We start from the raw sequence: 19,072 nt of genomic DNA, 5'->3' as shown, positions 1-19,072 counted from the left end.
GATGGAGGTCGGCGCAAATCGCGACCTGGCAGCCGGCATGGCTGCGGGCGAAGGGGGCATTCTACCCGGAAAAGCCGGGGAGGAAAGTGACGTTGTCAGCCCATTGCTGCCGTGTGATGGCGCAAACCGGGTATCCCCGGAGAACCAGGTACACGGCGTAATATTTTATATGAGGCTCAATACTGGCAATTCAAGGGCGGCGCGAAAACCGCTCACTCGACGCCACTGGCACGTGCGATATACAGCGACGGGTTGACCTGCCGGCCATCCTTGCTGACCTCGAAATGCACGTGATAACCGGTGGAGCGCCCACTGCGACCGACCTTTGCAATGGTCTGGCCACGCTGCACCAGATCACCGATCTGCACGGTATTGCTCTGGTTGTGCGCATAGAGCGTGACGTAGCCATCGGCATGGCTGACTTCCACGGTATTGCCGTAGCCGTTCTTCCTGCCGGAAAAGGTCACTACACCAGCGGCAACCGAAACCACGTCACTGCCAGGTTTGGCCGCGAAATCGATGCCCTTGTGGACACTGGCGCGGCCGGTCAGCGGGTGTACACGACGGCCGAAAGGTGACGACACATAACCTTGCAAAACCGGACGACCAGACAGTGTTTCCGCTTCACTCAGGCGGAGCTCGCCAAGCAGTTGCTCCAGCACTTCCAACTGCTGCTCGCGACTCTCCACGCGCAGTGCCAGCTCATCCAGGGCGTTCATGAAAGGCGGCGGCGCATAGGCCGAAGCCCCCAGCGGATCTTCCGCTCCGCCCTGACCGACACTGAGGGAGAAGTCGAACTCACCGGCGTCCAGTTCCGCCAGTTCGGTGAGGCGCTCACCCAGGGCATCGAGACGGGTGAGGCGCGCCTGCAAATCCGCCACGTGTACGGCAAATGCGTCGAGCTGACGTTGCGCGTCCTGGCGCACGGCGCCGACCTGTTCGCGCTGCTGGTCGAGCGCTTCGACCAGCGAGGTGTCGACCACCGGCTCGGCAGTCAACCACTTGGCGCCCATCGCAGCACCGGCAGCAAGGCTCAGGACCAGCAGCAGGACAGCCGACAGCAGCAACCAGCGCAGGTCCAGATTGATCGTTCGCGCCGAACCGTGACGGCTGTTGAGCAAGATGATATGCATGGCTTCCCCTTTTCGCAGAACACAGGCCGGCAGCACGCTCTGCTACCATGACGGCTCTGCAATTTAAGGCTTCCTGCCATGACGTTTCGTCCCTTGCCGGCCCAGGCACCCGCTAAGCTGTTACGCGAAGCCAAGCCCCTGAAAGCGCTGTTCGGTCAGGCGCAACGCCTTACCCACCTGCAGCGTCTTGTCGATAGCCAGCTGCAGCCTGCTGCCCGGGAACACTGCCATGTAGCGTCCTGGCGCGACGGCTGCTTGCTATTGATCGTGACCGATGGCCACTGGGCAACACGCCTGCGTTATCAGCAAAGAAGACTGCAACGACAACTACAGGCACTCGAAGAATTCGCGACCTTAACGAAAATCATGTTCAAGGTGCAACCTCAAGGCGGCCAGAATCGTGGAACCGGTCGCACCTTGCACTTGTCCAATTGCGCCGCACAAAGCATCCAGGCAACGGCCGAAGGCATCAGCGACCCCAGGCTACGCGCGGCACTCGAGCGCCTGGCCAGTCATACGCAGAAAGACCAATAAGCCCCCGCTCCGCTCGTCGGTAAAACTCGTTTCGACGCAGGTGCCAGACAAATGGCGCCAGAGACGATCGCCTCAAATCCCACTCCACTGAGCGACCGATCATAAAAAAGGCCACCCGAAGGTGGCCTCAATTGAAGCTGGAAAGAGAGTGCGCTTACACCGCCGCAACAGGGCGCATGTAAGAGATCGGTGCGAGCTTGGCGTCCTCGAAGGTCACCATTTCCCAGGCATCGGTCTGTTCGATCAACGTGCGCAGCAAACGATTGTTCAGCGCGTGACCCGACTTGAAGCCTTTGAACTCGCCGATCAGGCTGTTACCCAGCAGGTACAGATCGCCGATGGCATCGAGAATCTTGTGTTTGACGAATTCGTCCTCGTAACGCAGGCCGTCTTCGTTGAGCACACGATATTCGTCGACCACGATGGCGTTTTCCACACTGCCACCGAGTGCCAGGTTCTGCGAACGCAGGAACTCGATGTCACGCATGAAGCCGAAGGTGCGGGCCCGGCTGACTTCCTTGACGAAAGACGTGCTGGAGAAATCCACACTGGCGCTCTGCGTACGATTGCGGAACACGGGGTGATCGAAGTCGATCTCGAAGCTCACCTTGAAGCCGTCGAAAGGTATGAAGGTGGCGCGCTTGTCGCCCTCCTCCACCGTTACCTCACGCAGGATGCGGATGAACTTCTTCGGCGCTTCCTGCTCCTGCAGGCCAGCGGATTGAATCAGGAATACGAAGGGACCAGCACTGCCATCCATGATCGGTACTTCGGACGCGGAGAGCTCGACGTAGGCGTTATCGATGCCCAGGCCTGCCATGGCCGAAAGCAGGTGCTCTACCGTATCCACCTTGACATCACCATTGATCAACGTGGTCGACATGGTGGTTTCACCGACATTCCCGGCCAGCGCGCGGATTTCCACGACGGGGTCGAGGTCGGTACGACGAAACACGATACCGCTGTCCACCGGAGCCGGCTTCAGGGTCAGGTAAACCTTCTCCCCCGAATGCAGGCCAACGCCGGTGGCACGGATGATGTTCTTCAGGGTGCGTTGTCTGATCATGGCTTGGCCGCTATATCGCTAGTTGCGAACTGTTTTCAACAATGGTCGGGAATGATAGCAGAACCGACCTTTGCTGAACACCAATCACCCATATACTCCTGATAAATTCCATCAATCAGCCTGGCGACGCAGGAAAGCCGGAATATCCAGGTAATCGAGGTCATCCTGGGTATTGAGCTTGGCTGCAGTGGCCGCACCGCCATGGCTCTGGCGCTGCACGGTGGGACGCTCGTAGTCCTTGTAGTTGACCGACTGCTCGCTGCGCGGCTGCGCGGCAGGCTGCTGGGCAACCGGCTGGCTGACGGCGACCTGAACGGTGTTGTCGACCACCTTGACCGGCTTCTCCATGCGCGCGCCGAGGCCGGTAGCGACCACGGTGACGTGCAGTTCGTCGCGCATGTCGGCGTCGATCACGGTGCCGACCTTGACGGTGGCGTGCTCGGAAGCGAACTGTTCGATGATGTTACCCACGTCGGAGTACTCACCCAGCGACAGGTCCGGACCGGCAGTGATGTTCACCAGAATGCCGCGCGCACCCTGCAGGTTGACGTCTTCCAGCAGCGGGTTGCGGATGGCCGCTTCAGTGGCTTCACGCGCACGGTTCGGACCGCTGGCGCAGCCGGTGCCCATCATCGCCATGCCCATTTCGCTCATCACGGTTTTCACGTCGGCGAAGTCGACGTTGATCATGCCCGGACGCTTGATGATGTCGGAAATACCGCGCACGGCGCCGGCCAGCACGTCGTCAGCCTTGGCGAAGGCGGACAGCAGGCTGGCGTCCTTGCCGAGGATGGTCAGCAGCTTTTCGTTGGGGATGGTGATCAGCGAGTCGACGCTCTCGGACAGCGCACGGATGCCCTCATCGGCGATGACCATGCGCTTCTTGCCCTCGAACGGGAACGGGCGGGTGACCACGGCCACGGTGAGGATGCCCATTTCCTTGGCCACTTCGGCGATCACTGGCGCAGCGCCAGTACCGGTACCGCCACCCATGCCGGTGGTGATGAACACCATGTCAGTGCCTTGCAGCACTTCAGCGATGCGCTCGCGATCTTCCAGCGCGGCCTGACGACCGACCTCCGGATTGGCGCCAGCACCCAGGCCTTTGGTCACGCCCGGGCCGAGCTGCAGCACGGTACGCGCGCCGATGTTCTTCAGCGCCTGCGCATCGGTGTTGGCGCAGATGAACTCGACGCCCTCGATGTTGCTGACCGCCATGTGATTGACTGCGTTGCCGCCGCCACCACCGACACCGATTACTTTGATAACCGCGCTTTGCGGAATGTTATCTACTAGTTCGAACATGATCCCTCTCCTTCCTTTCTAGTTGTAACGCCTACTGCAAATTTAGAAATTGCCTTGCACCCAACGCTTGATGCGTTCGAGTACCGGGGTTTTGTTTTCGTCCTGGTAAGGACTGCCCACCGACATGGAAATGCCGTCGTTCTGCTTCTGCAGCCCATACAACAGCAAGCCCACACCGGTGGAATAAATCGGGTTGCGCACCACGTCGCCCATGCCCTTGACGCTGTGCGGTACGCCCAGTCGAACCGGCATGTGGAAAATTTCCTCGGCCAGTTCCACCGCGCCTTCCATCTTCGCCGTGCCGCCAGTCATGACGATGCCGGCCGGAATCAGGTCTTCGTAGCCGCTGCGGCGCAGCTCGGCCTGCACCAGGGTGAACAGCTCGTCGTAACGCGGCTCGACCACTTCGGCCAGGGACTGGCGCGAGAGGTCGCGCGGCGGGCGATCACCGACGCTCGGCACCTTGATGGTTTCGCCGGCGCCGGCCAGCTTGGCCAGGGCGCAGGCGTAGCGGATCTTGATTTCCTCGGCGTACTGAGTCGGCGTACGCAGGGCCATGGCGATGTCGTTAGTGACCTGGTCACCGGCAATCGGGATCACCGCGGTGTGGCGAATCGCGCCTTCGGTGAAGATGGCGATATCGGTGGTGCCACCGCCGATGTCCACCAGGCACACGCCCAGTTCCTTCTCGTCCTCGGTCAGTACCGAATAAGCGGACGCAAGCTGCTCGAGGATGATGTCGTCGACTTCCAGGCCGCAGCGGCGCACGCACTTCTCGATGTTCTGCGCGGCATTCACAGCGCAGGTGACCACGTGCACCTTGGCCTCCAGGCGCACGCCGGACATGCCCAGCGGCTCGCGCACGCCCTCCTGGTTATCGATCACGTAATCCTGGGCCAGGGTGTGCAGTACGCGCTGATCCGCCGGGATGGCCACGGCCTGCGCGGCGTCGAGCACGCGCTCGATGTCGGCCGGGCTCACTTCACGATCACGGATGGCGACGATACCGTGGCTGTTCAGGCTGCGGATGTGATTGCCGGCCACCCCGACGAACGCCGAGTGAATGCGGCAACCCGCCATCAGCTGCGCCTCTTCCACCGCGCGCTGGATCGAGGCCACGGTGGACTCGATATTGACCACCACGCCCTTCTTCAGCCCGCGCGACGGATGGGTGCCGATACCGACGATTTCCAGCTGGCCGTCGGCCGTCACCTCGCCCACCAGCGCCACCACCTTGGAGGTGCCGATGTCCAGGCCAACGATCATCTTGCCGCTCTGCGCGCTATTCATTAGTCCAGCCTCTCCTCAATTCACTTTCTGCTCGGCCGCAGCCGGCTCCACCGGCTCACGCCAGGCCACGGCCAGGCCGTTGGCATAACGCAGGTCGATGCGCGCGATGTTCGCGCTCTGATCGATCAGTTCCCGCTCATAGATGGCGGCGAAACGACGCATTTTTTCCACCACGTGATCACGTCCCAGCAGGATGTCGATGCGCTGGCCGCTGGCGTTCTCGGTGGCCGAGAGGAACCAGCTGCCGCGCTCGCGCAACTGCAGCCCGACCACGGTGAAGCCCATCGGCCGCAGCAGTTGGCTGAGCATCTGGTACTGCTGCATCACCTTCGGCTGTGCCCGCTTTGGGCCGGACAGCTGCGGCAGATGCTGGTAGTTGTCCAGCTCCTGTGGCGCGAACGCCTGACCCTGGTTGTTGAGCAGCGCCTCGTCGCCCCAACGGGCGATGGGCAGTTGTTCCTCCAGACGCACGTCGATCTGATCCGGCCAGACACGACGCACTTCGGCATGGGCGATCCAGGGCATGCGCTCGAGCTCCTCGCGCATACCGCGCAGGTCGGCGCTGAAGAAGCTCGCCTCGATATACGGCGCGATCCGCCGCTGCACCGCCTGCTGACTGACATAAGCCAGATCACCCTGCACGCTGATGCGGGCGATCGGGCGGTCGGCGTAGGGCAGCAGACGCAACGCCCCCTCGTAGGCGCCAAAGCCCAGACCAACCAGCAGCAGCGGCCAGAGCAGCCGTCCCACCCAGGAGAAATCCGCCTTGGGCATGCGCAGACGCATCGGCTCCTTGGCCACCAGACGGCTGGCGCCACGCGGCGCGGGCTTGCCGCGTTGCGGAGCCCTCAGCGAGTCCTGATGACGCAGAGCGATGCTCATCGCTTAACCCCTCGCCTCGACGCTGTCAGCCAGGATCGCCAGCACCAGTTGCTGGAAATCCAGACCGGCAGCACGCGCGGCCATCGGCACCAGGCTGTGATCGGTCATGCCCGGCACGGTGTTCACTTCCAACAGCCAGAACTGGCCGCTGGCATCCTGCATCACGTCGGCGCGCGCCCAGCCCTGAGTACCCACAGCCTCACAGGCACGCGCAGTCAGTTCTTTCAGTTCCGCCTCTTTCTCGGCCGAGAGGCCGCAGGGAATGCGGTACTGGGTGTCATCGGCCAGGTACTTGGCGTCGTAGTCGTAGAAGGTATGCGGCGTGCCCAGGCCAATGGGCGGCAGCACTTGGCCACGCAGCACGGCGATGGTGTATTCGGGGCCGGCGATCCACTGCTCGACCAGCACCTGGCTGTCGTAGCGCGCGGCGTCCTGCCAGGCAGCGATCAGCGCCTCGACGCTGTCGACCTTGGCCATACCGATACTGGACCCTTCATGCGCCGGTTTGACGATCAGCGGGAAGCCCAGTTCGGTGGCAGCAGCCTCGCAGTCAGCCCGCGAGGTCAGCACGGCGTGGCGCGGCGTCGGCAGGCCGAGGCTGTGCCAGACCTGCTTGGTGCGCAGCTTGTCCATGGCCAGCGCCGAGGCGAGGATGCCGCTGCCGGTGTAGGGGATGCCGGCGCACTCGAGCAGGCCCTGCATGGAGCCATCTTCGCCACCGCGGCCGTGCAGCACGATAAAGGCGCGGTCGATCTTCTCGCTGGCAAGGCGCTGCAGGAAATCATCCCCCACGTCGATGCCGAAGGCATCCACACCGCCCGCCTGCAGGGCGCTGAGCACCGCGTTGCCGGATTTCAGCGACACCTCGCGCTCGGCGCTCTTGCCGCCGAACAGCACGGCGACGCGGCCGAAGGCCTTGGGATCGAGGGTACTGTGCAAACTCATTTCGACTCCCCCACGAACAGCGGGTGTTTGATCAGTTGCGGTGCCACGGCGCCGATATCGCCCGCGCCCTGGCACAGCAGGATGTCGCCGGCACGCAGCAGCGGTTTGAGCAGCGGCGCCAGGTCGGCGCCACGCTCGACATAGATCGGATCGAGCTGGCCACGCTGACGGATGCTGTGACACAGCTGGCGGCTGTCGGCACCGGGAATCGGCTCTTCGCCAGCCGGGTAGACCTCTACCAGCAGCAGCACATTGGCTTCGCCGAGCACCTGCACGAAGTCGTCGTACAGATCGCGGGTACGGCTGTAGCGGTGCGGCTGGTAGACCATCACCAGGCGACGCTCCGGCCAGCCGCCGCGTACGGCCTTGATCACCGCGGCCACTTCACGCGGGTGATGGCCATAGTCGTCGACCAGCATCACGCTGCCACCGTCCACCGGCAGTTCGCCGTAGACCTGGAAGCGCCGGCCGACACCCTGGAAGCCCGACAGCCCGGCGACGATGGCGGCATCGTCGATGCCTTCGTCGGTGGCGATGGCGATGGTGGCCAAAGCATTGAGGACGTTGTGGTTGCCCGGCATGTTCACCGACACGTCGAGCGGCTCGCAGTCCGGGCGCAGCACGGTGAAATAGGTACGCATGCCTTCCTGGCGCACATTGATCGCGCGCACGTCGGCGTCTTCGGCAAAGCCGTAGGTCACGGTCGGACGACCAACCTGCGGCAGCAGCTCGCGCACCACCGGATCATCCACGCAGAGCACGGCCAGGCCGTAGAACGGCAGGTTGTGCAGGAACTCGATGAAGGTCTTCTTCAGCCTGTTGAAGTCGCCGCCATAGGTACTCATGTGGTCGGCGTCGATATTGGTGACCACCGAGACCATCGGCTGCAGGTGCAGGAAGCTGGCGTCGCTCTCGTCGGCTTCGGCGATCAGGAAGCGGCTGGAGCCGAGCTGGGCATTGGTGCCGGCGGCGTTCAGGCGACCACCGATGACGAAGGTCGGATCGAGACCGCCAGCGGCGAACACCGAGGCCAGCAGGCTGGTGGTAGTGGTCTTGCCGTGGGTGCCGGCCACCGCGATGCCGTGGCGGTAGCGCATCAGCTCGGCGAGCATCTCGGCACGCGGCACCACCGGAATGCGGCGCTCCAGGGCGGTAGCGACTTCCGGGTTGCTGGTGTTGACGGCGCTGGATACCACCAGTACGTCGGCCTGCTCGGCGTTCTCGGCAGCATGACCGATGAAAATCTTCGCACCGAAGCTTTCCAGGCGCTCGGTCACCGCCGAGGCCTTGAGATCGGAGCCGGATACTTCATAACCCAGGTTGAGCAGCACCTCGGCGATGCCGCACATGCCCACACCACCAATCCCGACGAAATGGATGCGGCGGATACGGCGCATGCGCCGCACTTCGGCCTTGACCGCAGCGGGAGACTTAGCCACGCATCACCTCCTGGCAGATATCGACCACCGCGCGGGTGGCATCGGGCTTGGCCAGGCGACGCGCGGTGGCGCCCATGACATTGAGTTTTTCCAGGTGCATCAGAACCTCGGTGAGCTGCGCGGCAAGCGTGTCCGCGTCAGTGGCATGTTGCGGGAGAAGGACGGCGGCGCCCTCCTTCGCCAAATATTCGGCATTGCGGCTCTGGTGGTCGTCGATGGCGTGCGGCAAGGGCACGAGAAACGACGGCAGCCCCGCTGCGGCCAGCTCGCTGACGGTCAGCGCACCGGCGCGGCAAACCACCAGATCGGCCCAGCCATAAGCACGAGCCATGTCCTTGATGAAAGGCGCGACCTCGGCTTCGACCGCGGCATCGCGATAACGCTCCGCAGTGATGTCGGCATGTTGTTTACCGGCCTGGTGGAACACCTGCGGACGTACATCGGCAGGGATTTTCTCCAGCGCGGCCGGCAGCAATTTGTTCAGCGGCTCGGCGCCCAGGCTGCCGCCCAGCACCAGCAATTTCGGTTTGCGCCCGGCCAGCGGCTCGCGCGGCGTTTCCAGGAACAGCTCTTCACGCACCGGGTTACCGGTGGTGCGCCGTTTGTCAGACGCTGCGAAGGTGTTCGGGAAGGCCTCGCAGATACGATTGGCGATACGCGACAACAGGCGATTGGCGGTACCGGCGACGGCGTTCTGCTCGTGGATCACCAGCGGCACGCCGGCCATACGCGCGGCCAGACCGCCGGGACCGGTGACATAACCGCCCATGCCAAGCACGCACACCGGCTGCAGTTCACGCACGATACGACGCGCCTGCAGCAGCGAACGCAGGAGCTGGAACGGCGCCTTGAGCAAGGACAGCTTGCCCTTGCCACGCAGGCCGCTGACGTTGATCAGGTGCAGTGGCAGTCCTGCCTGTGGCACCAGCTCGTTCTCGATGCCACGCGGCGTGCCCAGCCAGTGCACGGCGTAACCACGGGCCTGGAACTCGCGAGCGCAGGCCAGCGCCGGGAATACGTGACCACCGGTGCCGCCGGCCATGATCAGCACATTACCGCGCATGGCTGACCTCCTCGGCAAAATCCGCTTCGGTGAAATCCACGTCCTCGTTACCCAGGATGTTGCGCCGCTCCCACTCGATACGCAGCAGCAGCGCCAGACTCACGCAACAGATCACCAGCGACGAGCCGCCGTAGCTGAGGAACGGCAGGGTCAGCCCCTTGGTCGGCAACAGACCGGTGTTCACGCCGATATTGATCAGGAACTGCCCGATCCACAGGAAAGCCAGACCATAGGCGACATAGGCGGAGAAGAACTGCTTGGCCCTCTCGGCCCACAGACCAACGTACAGCGCACGCACGCTGACGAAGACGAACAGCGCCAGGGTCGCCAGCGCGCCGACGAAGCCCAGTTCCTCTGCCAGTACCGAAAAGACGAAGTCGGTGTGCGCTTCCGGCAGGTAGAACTGCTTCTGAATGCTGTTACCCAGACCGACACCGAACCACTCGCCGCGGCCGAAGGCGATCAGCGCCTGGGTCAGTTGATAACCGGAGCCGTACTGGTCGGCCCAGGGATCGGTAAAGGTGATCAAACGCTGCAGACGGTACTCCTGGGTCTGCACCAGGACGAACACCGCGCCAACCGCCAGCGCCACCATCAAGCCGAAGCGCAGCATGCCGACGCCACCGAGGAACAGCATGGCCATGGCCGAACCCATCATCACCACGGTGGCGCCGAAGTCAGGCTCCAGCAGCAACAGGCCTGCCATTGGCAGCAGCACGACGAAAGGCTTGAAGAAACCGGCCCAGCTCTCGCGTACCTCTTCCTGACGCCGCACCAGGTAACCGGCCAGGTAGACCACCACGAACACCTTGGCGATCTCCGACGGCTGCACGTTGAAGGCGCCGAAGCCGATCCAGCGCCGCGCACCGTTGACCTCGCGGCCGATGCCCGGCACCAGCACCAGCACCAGCAGGGCGAAAGCCGCCAGCAGCATGATCCAGCCGTAACGCTGCCAGATGCTCATCGGCACCATCAGCACCACGCCAGCGGCACCGAGACCGATCACCAGGTAAATCAGATGGCGAATCATGTGATAGAGCGGGCTACCGGTCTGCGCCGCGGCCACTTCCGAAGACGCCGAAGCGATCATCACCAGGCCGAGGCCGAGCAGGCCCAGGCAACCGGCCAGCAGCGGGAAGTCCAGATCGAGGCCACGACCCAGTAGCGGCGAGGGACGAATCTGCAGGAAGGACAGCATCAGACGAGCCCCTCCACAGCCTGGGCGAACAGGCGCCCGCGTTCTTCGAAGTTCTTGAACATGTCCAGGCTGGCGCAGGCCGGCGACAGCAGCACGGCATCACCGGCCTCGGCCAGCTCGCTGCAACGCTGTACGGCTTCTTCCAGGCTCGCTACTCGCACCTGCGGTACGGCGTCACCCAGGGTGTCGGCCAGACGCTGAGCATCACGACCGAGCAGCACCACTGCACGGCAGAAACGTGCGACCGGAGCCTTCAGCGCGGTGAAATCTGCGCCCTTGCCGTCGCCACCGGCGATCAGCACCAGCTTGCCGGCGATGTCCGCACCGAGACCTTCGATGGCCGCCAGCGCGGCACCGACGTTGGTGGCCTTGGAGTCGTCGTAGTAATTCACCCCGGCACGCTCGCCAACCCACTGGCAGCGGTGCGGCAAACCGGCGAACTGGCGCAGGGTGGCGAGCATGGCCTCCATCGGCAGGCCCACGGCATGACCGAGCGCCAGCGCCGCCAGGGCGTTGGATTGGTTGTGCGCGCCACGAATCTTCAGCTCACTCACCGGCAGCAGCGCTTCGAAGCGAAACGCCAGGGATTTTTCGCCATTCTCTTCGAGCAGGCCAAAGCGTTTGAAATCAGGTTTGCCCAGACCGAATTCCCAGCAGGTCACCTGGTCGGCGATCAGCGGGCGCGACAGCGCGTCGTCGCGGTTGATCACCACCTGACGGGCGCCACGGAAGATCCGATGCTTGGCCAGGTGATAGGCCGGTAGACCGCTGTAACGGTCCATATGGTCTTCGCTGATGTTCAGGCAGGTGGCCACTTCGGCGTTGAGCTGATCGGTGGTCTCCAGCTGGAAGCTGGACAGCTCCAGCACGTACAGCTCGACATCGTCAGCCAACAGATCCAGCGCCGGCGTGCCGAGGTTGCCACCGACGGCGACGCGCTTGCCCGCGGCAGCGGCCATTTCACCCACCAGGGTGGTGACGGTGCTCTTGGCGTTGGAGCCGGTGATGGCGACGATCGGTGCCTTGGCGTGGCGGGCGAACAGGTCGATATCGCCGGACAGCTTCACTCCGCGGGCGGCGGCTTCAGCCAGCGCCGGAGTCGACACCGCAAGGCCCGGGCTCACGTACAGCTCCGAGGCACGGCAGAGGAAATCCACGCCCAGCTCACCGCAGCGCACTTCCACCTGCGGGTAGTCACGCTTGAGCGTCTCCAGCTCCGGCGGGTTCGCGCGCGTATCGGCCACGGCAAAGCGCACGCCCTGCTGCGCCAGGAAGCGCACCAGAGACATGCCGCTCTTGCCGAGGCCGACAACGATGCGGAACTGGTCGGAAGCGATCAACGACACACTCAATTACCTCAGTTTCAGGGTGGCCAGGCCGATCAGCACGAGAATCACGGTGATGATCCAGAAACGGACGATCACGCGCGGCTCAGGCCAGCCCTTGAGTTCGAAATGGTGGTGGATCGGCGCCATGCGGAACACGCGCTTGCCGGTCAGCTTGAAGCTGACGACCTGGATGATCACCGACAGGGTTTCCATGACGAACACGCCGCCCATGATGAACAGCACGATTTCCTGACGAACGATCACGGCGATGGTGCCCAGCGCGGCGCCCAATGCCAGCGCCCCCACGTCACCCATGAACACCTGCGCCGGGTAAGTGTTGAACCACAGAAAGCCCAGGCCGGCGCCAACCAGCGCGGCACAGAACACGATCAGCTCGCCAGCGCCCGGCACGTAGGGAATCAGCAGGTATTCGGCGAAGTTCACGTTGCCCGACAGGTAACAGAAGATGCCCAGCGCACCGCCGACCATGACCGTGGGCAGAATGGCCAGGCCGTCGAGGCCGTCAGTGAGGTTCACCGCATTGCTGGTGCCGACGATGACGAAGTAGGTCAGCACCACGAAGCCGGCGCCCAGAGGAATGGCGACGTCCTTCAGCAGCGGCAGGATCAGGGTGGTCTCCACCGGGCTCTGCGCAGTCATATAAAGGAACACGGCGGCAGCGAGGCCGAACACCGACTGCCAGAAATACTTCCAGCGGCTCGGCAGACCCCGCGAGTTCTTCTCGATCACCTTGCGGTAGTCATCGACCCAACCGATGGCGCCGAACAGCAGCGTCACGGCCAGCACCACCCAGACGTAGCGGTTGGACAGGTCGGCCCAGAGCAGGGTGCTGACGGCGATTGCGGTCAGAATCAGCGCACCGCCCATGGTCGGCGTACCCTTCTTCGACAGGTGCGATTGCGGGCCATCGTTGCGCACGGCCTGGCCGATCTGGCGCACCTGCAGGGTGCGGATCATCCACGGGCCGAGCCACAGCGACAGCGCCAGGGCGGTGAGCACGCCGAGGATGCCGCGCAGGGTCAGGTACTGAAAGACCGCGAAGCCCTTGTGGAACTGTTGCAGGTACTCCGCCAGCAGCAGCAGCATTTAGTGAATCTCCCCAGATACGCCACACAGCGCCACCACGACCTTGTCCATGGCTGCGCTGCGTGAACCCTTGATTAGTAGTGTGCTGCCGGCCTGTTCGGCGCGAAGCGCTTCGATCAGCTCGGCTTGATCGACGAAGTGACGGCCTTTTGAGCCAAACTCCTCGACCGCAAAACGCATCAGCGGGCCAACGGCATACAGCGCATCGACCTTGCCCGCGGCATGGCGGCCGACGTCGCGATGACCCTGTTCAGCCCACTCGCCCAGCTCGCCCATGTCTCCCAGCACCAGGACGGTGCGACCGGAGAAGGCGGCGAGTATATCCACCGCCGCGCACATGGACACCGGGTTGGCGTTATAACTGTCATCGATGACTCGCACGCCGTTCGGCGCCAGCTGCGCTACGGCGCGGCCCTTGACCGGTTGCAGGCTTGCCAGCCCTGCGACCATGGCGACCAACGGCATGCCCAAAGCATGAGCGGCAGCACAGGCCGCCAGTGCATTGGCCACGTTGTGCTCACCGAGCAGGTTGAGCTGAATGCGCGCGCTACCGACCGGGCTACGCAAGGTGAAACTCTGGCAGCCACGCTCGTCGCAGGCCAGATCGCTGCCGTGGAAGTCGGCGCGGGTGTCGCGCAAGGCGAAGCTCAGCACCTTGCGTCCGGTAGCGCGGCGCTGCCAGGTGATGAAAGCCTTGTCATCCAGATTGAGCACGGCCACGCCATCGTTCGGCAGGCCTTCGAGAATCTCGCCCTTGGCCTCGACGATCTTTTCCGGACCGCCGAACTCACCCACATGGGCATTGCCGGCATTGGTGATGATCGCCACCTGCGGCCGGGTCAGGCTGACGGTGTAGGCGATCTCGCCGACATGGTTGGCCCCCAGCTCGATCACCCCGGCGCGATGCTGCGGCGCCAGCTCCAGCAGGGTCAGTGGCGCACCAAGGTCGTTATTGAGATTGCCACGAGTGGCCAGTACCGCGCCGCCTAGGCCGGCACGCAGAATGGACGCGAGCATTTCCTTGACGCTGGTCTTGCCACTGGAACCGGTCACGGCAGCCAGCGGGCCGGTAAAGGCCTGGCGGTTCAGCGCACCCAGTTGACCGAGCGCCAGACGCGTGTCGGCCACCAGCAATTGCGGCAACGGTGCATTCGCCACCTCACGCTCGACCAACGCGGCGACTGCACCCTTGGCGGCGACGTCGGCCAGATAATCATGACCGTCGAAGCGTGGGCCGGTCAGCGCCACGAAAAGCTGACCCGCAGCGATGGTGCGACTGTCGGTGCCAACGGCGGAGAACGCCACATCGGCGCCAATCACGCGAGCGTTCAGGTCGGTGGCGACGTCGCTGAGCAACCAGGGCTTAAGCATGCGCTGCCTCCCAGGCCGCCAGGGCCTTGTTCGCTTCGATCAGATCGGAGAACGGCTGACGCACGTCCATGATTTCCTGGTAATCCTCGTGCCCCTTGCCAGCCAGTACCAGCACATCGGCGGCTTCAGCCTGGGCAATCAGCCGCGCGATGGCATCGCCACGGCCGTGAATGAACTGCACCTGCTCCGGCGCTTTGAAGCCAGCGCGGATATCGGCAACGATCTGTGCCGGCTCTTCCGTACGCGGATTGTCATCGGTCACCCACACCGCATCGGCCAGCCGCTCGGCAACCGCGGCCATCAGCGGGCGCTTGCCGCGGTCACGATCGCCGCCGCAACCGAACAGGCAGACCAGACGCCCTTCGACGTGCGCACGCATGGCTTCGAGAACTTTCTCCAGCGCATCCGGGGTGTGCGCGTAGTCGACCACCACCAGTGGCTTGTCGCCGCCACCGAGACGCTGCATGCGGCCCGCTGGTCCCTGCAGTTGCGGCAGGACCTTGAGAATCTCGTCGAGGCCGTAGTCCAGCCCCAGCAGAGCGCCGACCACCGCCAGCAGGTTGCTCAGGTTGAAACGACCGAGCAGATTGCTGCGCAGCATGCCTTCGCCGCGCGGTGTCACCAGGCGTGCACGCACGCCGTGATCATCGAAGTGTGCTTCGATGCAATAAACGAAGGCGCTGGCATCGCTGAGGCTGTAGCCGATCAGGCGTGACTCGTGCGTTTGCGCGGCTAGCTCACAACCAAAGGCGTCATCGAGGTTGATCACTCGGCAACGCAGGTTCGGCCAGGCGAACAGCTTGGCCTTGGCTGCGCCATAGGCCTCCATGCTGCCGTGGTAATCGAGGTGATCGCGCGACAGGTTGGTGAACACCGCCACGTCAAACTCCAGCGCCGCGACGCGGCCCTGGTCCAGGCCATGGGAAGAGACCTCCATCGCCACGGCGCGGGCGCCGGCCTGCTTGAGCGAGGCCAGGGTGGCCTGCACCCCGACCGGATCGGGAGTGGTGTGCTTGCCCTGCTCCAGCGCGCCATGGAAACCGGTGCCCAGGGTACCGACGATGCCACAACGCTGACCGAGCAGATCCAGTGCCTGAGCCAGCAACTGGCTGACGCTGGTCTTGCCGTTGGTACCCGTAACACCGATCAGGTGCAAAGCCCGGCTCGGCTCACCGTAGAAGCGCCCGGCAATCGCCGAAAGCTGGCCGGCCAGCCCCTTGACCGGCACCAGCACAGCACTTTCAGCATGCATGGGTGCAGCGCCTTCGGCTTCGAAGGCCACTGCCGCGGCGCCGCGCGCAATGGCATCGGCGATATGTACGCGGCCATCCTGCTGGGTACCTGGCACGGCCAGGAACAGATCACCCGGACGCACCTTGCGGCTGTCCAGAGTCAGTTCCCGAATCAGCACGCTGCTCTCGGCAGCTGGCAACAGTTGATTGAGTGGCATGGGCATCAGTTACGCCCTCCCTGGCCAACGGCCGCCATCTTCTGCTCGGGCGGCGGCAGATTGTCTGGCGCGATGTTCATCAAGCGCAGCGAACCTGCCATCACCCGGCTGAACACAGGTGCGGAAATCAGGCCGCCGTAGTAGGCACCCTTGCCTGGCTCGTCGATCACCACGACCAGCGCAATACGCGGGTCCTGCGCCGGGGCGAAACCGGCAAACAGAGACCGGTAGGAGTTGGTCTGGTAACCCTTGGCGCCAGCATTGGTCTTGCGCGCGGTACCACTCTTGCCGGCGACGTGGTAACCCGGAACCTGGGCGCGGAACACGCCTCGCGGCGCCTCGACCACCTGCTGCAACATGCCCTGCAGGGTCTTGGCCACGTCGGGCGACATGACCTGCATGGTGCCCGGCTTGCTGTCCACGCGAATCATCGACAGCGGCGTCATGCCGCCGCCGTTGGCCAGTGCGGCATAGGCATGCGCCAGTTGCACCGCAGTCACCGAGAGGCCATAGCCGTAGGACAGCGTGGCGGTTTCCGCCTGGCGCCACTGGCGGTGATTGGGCAGATTGCCAACCCGCTCACCCGGGAACCCGAGGCCGGTATCGCGACCGAAACCCAGGTTGCTCAGCACGTGATAGATATTCTCTCCACCCACGTCGAAGGCGATCTTGCTCATGCCGACGTTGCTGGAATTGATCAGGATACCGGTCAGATCCAGCGCCGGGCCCTGTGTGCGGGAAACGTCGCGAATGCTGTAGCGGCCGATCTGCAGGGTGCCATTGCCAACCTGAACGATGTCACTGGGCTTCCAGCGACCGGTCTCCAGCGCAGCGGACATCGACAGCGGCTTGATGGTCGAGCCGGGCTCGAACACATCGATCATGGCGCGGTTGCGCATGGCTGCCGGGGTCAGGTTGCGACGGTTGTTCGGGTTGTAGGTGGGATGGTTGACCATCGCCAGCACTTCACCGGTCTTCACGTCGACCATCACCAGGCTGCCGGCCTTGGCATCGTTTTCCAGCAGTGCATTGCGCAATTCACGATGGGCCAGGTACTGCAGGCGCAGATCAATGGACAACGCCAAGGCTTTGCCAGCCTTGGCGTTCTGCGCAACCTGGACATCCTTGATCAACTTGCCACGCCGATCCTTGAGCACCTGGCGCTTGCCCGGCACGCCGGCCAGCCAGTCTTCATAGGCCAGCTCCATACCTTCGCGACCGCGGTCGTCGATGTCGGTGAAGCCCACCACATGGGCCGCCACTTCGCCGGCCGGATAGAAACGACGGAATTCTTCGATGGCATAAACGCCCGGTACCTTGAGATCCAGCACGCTCTGCCCCTTGTCGGGGGTCAGACCACGCACCAGATACATGAACTCGCGTTCCTTGTTCTGCTCCAGGCGGGCGGCGAAGCTAGCGGGATCCTGGCCGAGCGCCGCAGCCAGTGCCGGCCACTGCTGACGCCCCGCCTGCAGCTCCTTGCCATTGGCCCACAGCGTAGTGACCGGCGTGCTGACGGCCAGCGGCTCGCCATTGCGGTCGGTGATCAGGCCACGGTGCGCAGGAATCGGGATATGCCGCACGCTGCGCGCATCACCGTGGGCCTTGAGGAAGTCATGGTCGAGCACCTGCAGATCGAGCATGCGCCAGGCAATGGCGCCGACCATCAGCGCCAGCAGCACCAGCACCAGGCGGAAGCGCCAGGGATAGAGTGCGCCTTCGAGGCCGATCATGGACGCACCATGCGCACGGCGGCCGGGTCGGGGATGTGCATCTTCAGCTGTTCGCTGGCCAACGCTTCGATGCGATTGTGCGCGGTCCAGGTGCTCTGCTCGAGAATCAACCGACCCCACTCGGCCTGCGCCTTGTCGCGCACGCTCAGCTCGCCGTACAGCTCATTGAGCAGCTGACGGTTCCAGTGCGCGCTGTAGGACACCGCCAGCGCAGAAACCAGAATGGCAATAAACAGCAGCAGCATCAGAAAGCTGCCGCTGGGCATGGATTTGATCAGCCGACGGCTCACCGCAACTTCTCCGCGATGCGCATCACCGCGCTGCGCGAGCGCGGATTGGCCTTGAGTTCGGCGTCGCCAGCGTAGACCGGCTTGCCAATCAGCTTCAGGCGCGGCTCGAAGGCTTTCGGGATGATCGGCAGGTCACGTGGCAGCTTGTCCGCCTCGCCCTTGGCCTGACGCTTCATGAACTGTTTGACGATACGGTCTTCCAGCGAGTGGAAGCTGATCACTACCAGGCGGCCACCGACTTCCAGCGTTTCCAGCGCCGCTTCGAGGCCGCGCTCGAGATCACCCAGCTCGTTATTGATAAAGATGCGAATACCCTGGAAAGCACGGGTCGCCGGATTCTTGCCCTTTTCCCAGGCCGGGTTGGCCTCGGTCAGCACCTTGGCCAGATCAGCGGTGCGAGTAAAAGGCTGCTCGGCACGGCGCTGCACCACGGCGCGCGCCATACGCTTGGCGAAACGCTCTTCGCCGTAATCCTTCATCACCCGGGCGATTTCATCTTCGTCCGCCGAGGCAATCCAGTCAGCGGCACTCACGCCGGCATCAGGATTCATGCGCATGTCCAGCGGGCCGTCATTGAGGAAGCTGAAGCCACGCTCGGGGTCGTCCAGTTGCGGCGAGGACACACCAAGATCCAGCAGAATGCCGGAGACCCGACCGGAAATGCCGCGGACAACAGCCTCATCGCCAAGTTCCGCAAAACTGCGCTGCACAACGACAAAGCGGCCGTCTTCGGCCGCCAATGCTTCCCCGGTGGCTATCGCCAGGGGATCCTTGTCGAACCCCAACAACCGCCCGCCTGGCCCGAGCTTCTGCAGGATCAGCCGGCTGTGTCCGCCACGCCCGAAGGTGCCATCCATGTAGCAGCCATCCGCGCGCACAGCCAGCCCCTCGACGGCTTCGTCGAGCAGCACGGCGATATGGCGGAAACTATCAGTCAT

17 protein-coding genes are annotated in these 19,072 nt (G+C 63.8%); 1 reads left to right on the top strand and 16 read right to left on the bottom strand.

Going from position 1 to position 19,072, the window contains the following annotated elements:
• Window positions 1-212 precede the first annotated feature (212 nt).
• A complete protein-coding gene (locus PSOLE_RS08065) occupies window positions 213-1,133 on the bottom strand; it encodes a M23 family metallopeptidase (protein ID WP_003459348.1) in 921 nt (306 codons plus the stop codon).
• A gap of 78 nt (window positions 1,134-1,211) precedes the next feature.
• Here PSOLE_RS08065 and PSOLE_RS08060 point away from each other — a divergent pair, with 78 nt between their 5' ends.
• Window positions 1,212-1,667: a DUF721 domain-containing protein gene (locus PSOLE_RS08060; protein ID WP_003459346.1), complete on the top strand. Its 456-nt coding sequence runs from the start codon at window positions 1,212-1,214 to the stop codon at window positions 1,665-1,667.
• 154 nt (window positions 1,668-1,821) lie between these two features.
• On the opposite strand, the gene lpxC is transcribed toward PSOLE_RS08060, so the two are convergent.
• From lpxC to rsmH, 15 genes are all read right to left on the bottom strand, one after another.
• The gene (gene lpxC / locus PSOLE_RS08055) at window positions 1,822-2,733 is read right to left on the bottom strand and encodes a UDP-3-O-acyl-N-acetylglucosamine deacetylase (protein WP_017678975.1); all 912 of its coding nucleotides are present in this window, start codon (window positions 2,731-2,733) and stop codon (window positions 1,822-1,824) included.
• Window positions 2,734-2,844: 111 nt separating this feature from the next.
• Window positions 2,845-4,038 carry a cell division protein FtsZ gene (gene ftsZ / locus PSOLE_RS08050; protein WP_017678974.1) on the bottom strand — a complete coding sequence of 398 codons (1,194 nt, stop codon included), beginning with the start codon at window positions 4,036-4,038 and terminating at the stop codon, window positions 2,845-2,847.
• Between the two features lie 42 nt (window positions 4,039-4,080).
• Window positions 4,081-5,328, bottom strand: a complete 1,248-nt coding sequence (gene ftsA, locus PSOLE_RS08045; RefSeq protein WP_017678973.1) for a cell division protein FtsA — start codon at window positions 5,326-5,328, stop codon at window positions 4,081-4,083.
• A 15-nt stretch (window positions 5,329-5,343) separates the two neighbouring features.
• The gene (locus tag PSOLE_RS08040) at window positions 5,344-6,210 is read right to left on the bottom strand and encodes a cell division protein FtsQ/DivIB (RefSeq protein WP_017678972.1); all 867 of its coding nucleotides are present in this window, start codon (window positions 6,208-6,210) and stop codon (window positions 5,344-5,346) included.
• Window positions 6,211-6,213: 3 nt separating this feature from the next.
• Window positions 6,214-7,155 carry a D-alanine--D-alanine ligase gene (locus PSOLE_RS08035; protein WP_074855515.1) on the bottom strand — a complete coding sequence of 314 codons (942 nt, stop codon included), beginning with the start codon at window positions 7,153-7,155 and terminating at the stop codon, window positions 6,214-6,216.
• Window positions 7,152-8,552: a UDP-N-acetylmuramate--L-alanine ligase gene (gene murC / locus PSOLE_RS08030; RefSeq protein ID WP_217639416.1), complete on the bottom strand. Its 1,401-nt coding sequence runs from the start codon at window positions 8,550-8,552 to the stop codon at window positions 7,152-7,154. The genes PSOLE_RS08035 and murC overlap by 4 nt, the downstream gene beginning before the upstream one ends.
• Window positions 8,553-8,586: 34 nt before the next feature.
• On the bottom strand, window positions 8,587-9,657 hold the full coding sequence (murG, locus tag PSOLE_RS08025) for an undecaprenyldiphospho-muramoylpentapeptide beta-N-acetylglucosaminyltransferase (RefSeq protein WP_074855511.1): 1,071 nt from the start codon (window positions 9,655-9,657) through the stop codon (window positions 8,587-8,589).
• Entirely contained in the window at window positions 9,647-10,855 is a 1,209-nt protein-coding gene (ftsW, locus tag PSOLE_RS08020; RefSeq protein WP_074855508.1) for a putative lipid II flippase FtsW, read from the bottom strand. The genes murG and ftsW overlap by 11 nt, the downstream gene beginning before the upstream one ends.
• Window positions 10,855-12,207, bottom strand: a complete 1,353-nt coding sequence (murD, locus tag PSOLE_RS08015) for a UDP-N-acetylmuramoyl-L-alanine--D-glutamate ligase (RefSeq protein WP_074855504.1) — start codon at window positions 12,205-12,207, stop codon at window positions 10,855-10,857. Before murD ends, ftsW begins: the two co-directional genes overlap by 1 nt.
• Window positions 12,208-13,290 carry a phospho-N-acetylmuramoyl-pentapeptide-transferase gene (mraY, locus tag PSOLE_RS08010; protein WP_074855501.1) on the bottom strand — a complete coding sequence of 361 codons (1,083 nt, stop codon included), beginning with the start codon at window positions 13,288-13,290 and terminating at the stop codon, window positions 12,208-12,210.
• Window positions 13,291-14,661 carry a UDP-N-acetylmuramoyl-tripeptide--D-alanyl-D-alanine ligase gene (locus PSOLE_RS08005; RefSeq protein ID WP_074855497.1) on the bottom strand — a complete coding sequence of 457 codons (1,371 nt, stop codon included), beginning with the start codon at window positions 14,659-14,661 and terminating at the stop codon, window positions 13,291-13,293.
• Complete coding sequence (locus PSOLE_RS08000) at window positions 14,654-16,117, bottom strand: UDP-N-acetylmuramoyl-L-alanyl-D-glutamate--2,6-diaminopimelate ligase (RefSeq protein WP_074855495.1); 1,464 nt, start codon at window positions 16,115-16,117, stop codon at window positions 14,654-14,656. The genes PSOLE_RS08005 and PSOLE_RS08000 overlap by 8 nt, the downstream gene beginning before the upstream one ends.
• The gene (locus tag PSOLE_RS07995) at window positions 16,117-17,844 is read right to left on the bottom strand and encodes a peptidoglycan D,D-transpeptidase FtsI family protein (protein ID WP_074855492.1); all 1,728 of its coding nucleotides are present in this window, start codon (window positions 17,842-17,844) and stop codon (window positions 16,117-16,119) included. The genes PSOLE_RS08000 and PSOLE_RS07995 overlap by 1 nt, the downstream gene beginning before the upstream one ends.
• A complete protein-coding gene (ftsL, locus tag PSOLE_RS07990) occupies window positions 17,841-18,134 on the bottom strand; it encodes a cell division protein FtsL (RefSeq protein WP_003459318.1) in 294 nt (97 codons plus the stop codon). The genes PSOLE_RS07995 and ftsL overlap by 4 nt, the downstream gene beginning before the upstream one ends.
• Window positions 18,131-19,072 carry a 16S rRNA (cytosine(1402)-N(4))-methyltransferase RsmH gene (gene rsmH / locus PSOLE_RS07985; RefSeq protein WP_088339304.1) on the bottom strand — a complete coding sequence of 314 codons (942 nt, stop codon included), beginning with the start codon at window positions 19,070-19,072 and terminating at the stop codon, window positions 18,131-18,133. The genes ftsL and rsmH overlap by 4 nt, the downstream gene beginning before the upstream one ends.

The sequence above is a fragment of the Pseudomonas oleovorans subsp. oleovorans genome (assembly GCF_002197815.1).
Taxonomy (GTDB): Bacteria; Pseudomonadota; Gammaproteobacteria; order Pseudomonadales; family Pseudomonadaceae; genus Aquipseudomonas; species Aquipseudomonas oleovorans.
The sequence above is the reverse complement of the archived record's forward strand: the minus strand, read 5'-3'. Positions and strand labels throughout refer to the sequence as shown.

Bases quoted from the DNA above. Each gene is read 5' to 3' on its own strand.
- PSOLE_RS08065 (WP_003459348.1), bottom strand. From the start codon at position 1,133: ATGCATATCATCTTGCTCAACAGCCGTCACGGTTCGGCGCGAACGATC.
- PSOLE_RS08060 (WP_003459346.1), top strand. From the start codon at position 1,212: ATGACGTTTCGTCCCTTGCCGGCCCAGGCACCCGCTAAGCTGTTACGC.
- lpxC (WP_017678975.1), bottom strand. From the start codon at position 2,733: ATGATCAGACAACGCACCCTGAAGAACATCATCCGTGCCACCGGCGTT.
- ftsZ (WP_017678974.1), bottom strand. From the start codon at position 4,038: ATGTTCGAACTAGTAGATAACATTCCGCAAAGCGCGGTTATCAAAGTA.
- ftsA (WP_017678973.1), bottom strand. From the start codon at position 5,328: ATGAATAGCGCGCAGAGCGGCAAGATGATCGTTGGCCTGGACATCGGC.
- PSOLE_RS08040 (WP_017678972.1), bottom strand. From the start codon at position 6,210: ATGAGCATCGCTCTGCGTCATCAGGACTCGCTGAGGGCTCCGCAACGC.
- PSOLE_RS08035 (WP_074855515.1), bottom strand. From the start codon at position 7,155: ATGAGTTTGCACAGTACCCTCGATCCCAAGGCCTTCGGCCGCGTCGCC.
- murC (WP_217639416.1), bottom strand. From the start codon at position 8,552: ATGCGCCGTATCCGCCGCATCCATTTCGTCGGGATTGGTGGTGTGGGC.
- murG (WP_074855511.1), bottom strand. From the start codon at position 9,657: ATGCGCGGTAATGTGCTGATCATGGCCGGCGGCACCGGTGGTCACGTA.
- ftsW (WP_074855508.1), bottom strand. From the start codon at position 10,855: ATGCTGTCCTTCCTGCAGATTCGTCCCTCGCCGCTACTGGGTCGTGGC.
- mraY (WP_074855501.1), bottom strand. From the start codon at position 13,290: ATGCTGCTGCTGCTGGCGGAGTACCTGCAACAGTTCCACAAGGGCTTC.
- PSOLE_RS08005 (WP_074855497.1), bottom strand. From the start codon at position 14,661: ATGCTTAAGCCCTGGTTGCTCAGCGACGTCGCCACCGACCTGAACGCT.
- PSOLE_RS08000 (WP_074855495.1), bottom strand. From the start codon at position 16,117: ATGCCCATGCCACTCAATCAACTGTTGCCAGCTGCCGAGAGCAGCGTG.
- PSOLE_RS07995 (WP_074855492.1), bottom strand. From the start codon at position 17,844: ATGATCGGCCTCGAAGGCGCACTCTATCCCTGGCGCTTCCGCCTGGTG.
- rsmH (WP_088339304.1), bottom strand. From the start codon at position 19,072: ATGACTGATAGTTTCCGCCATATCGCCGTGCTGCTCGACGAAGCCGTC.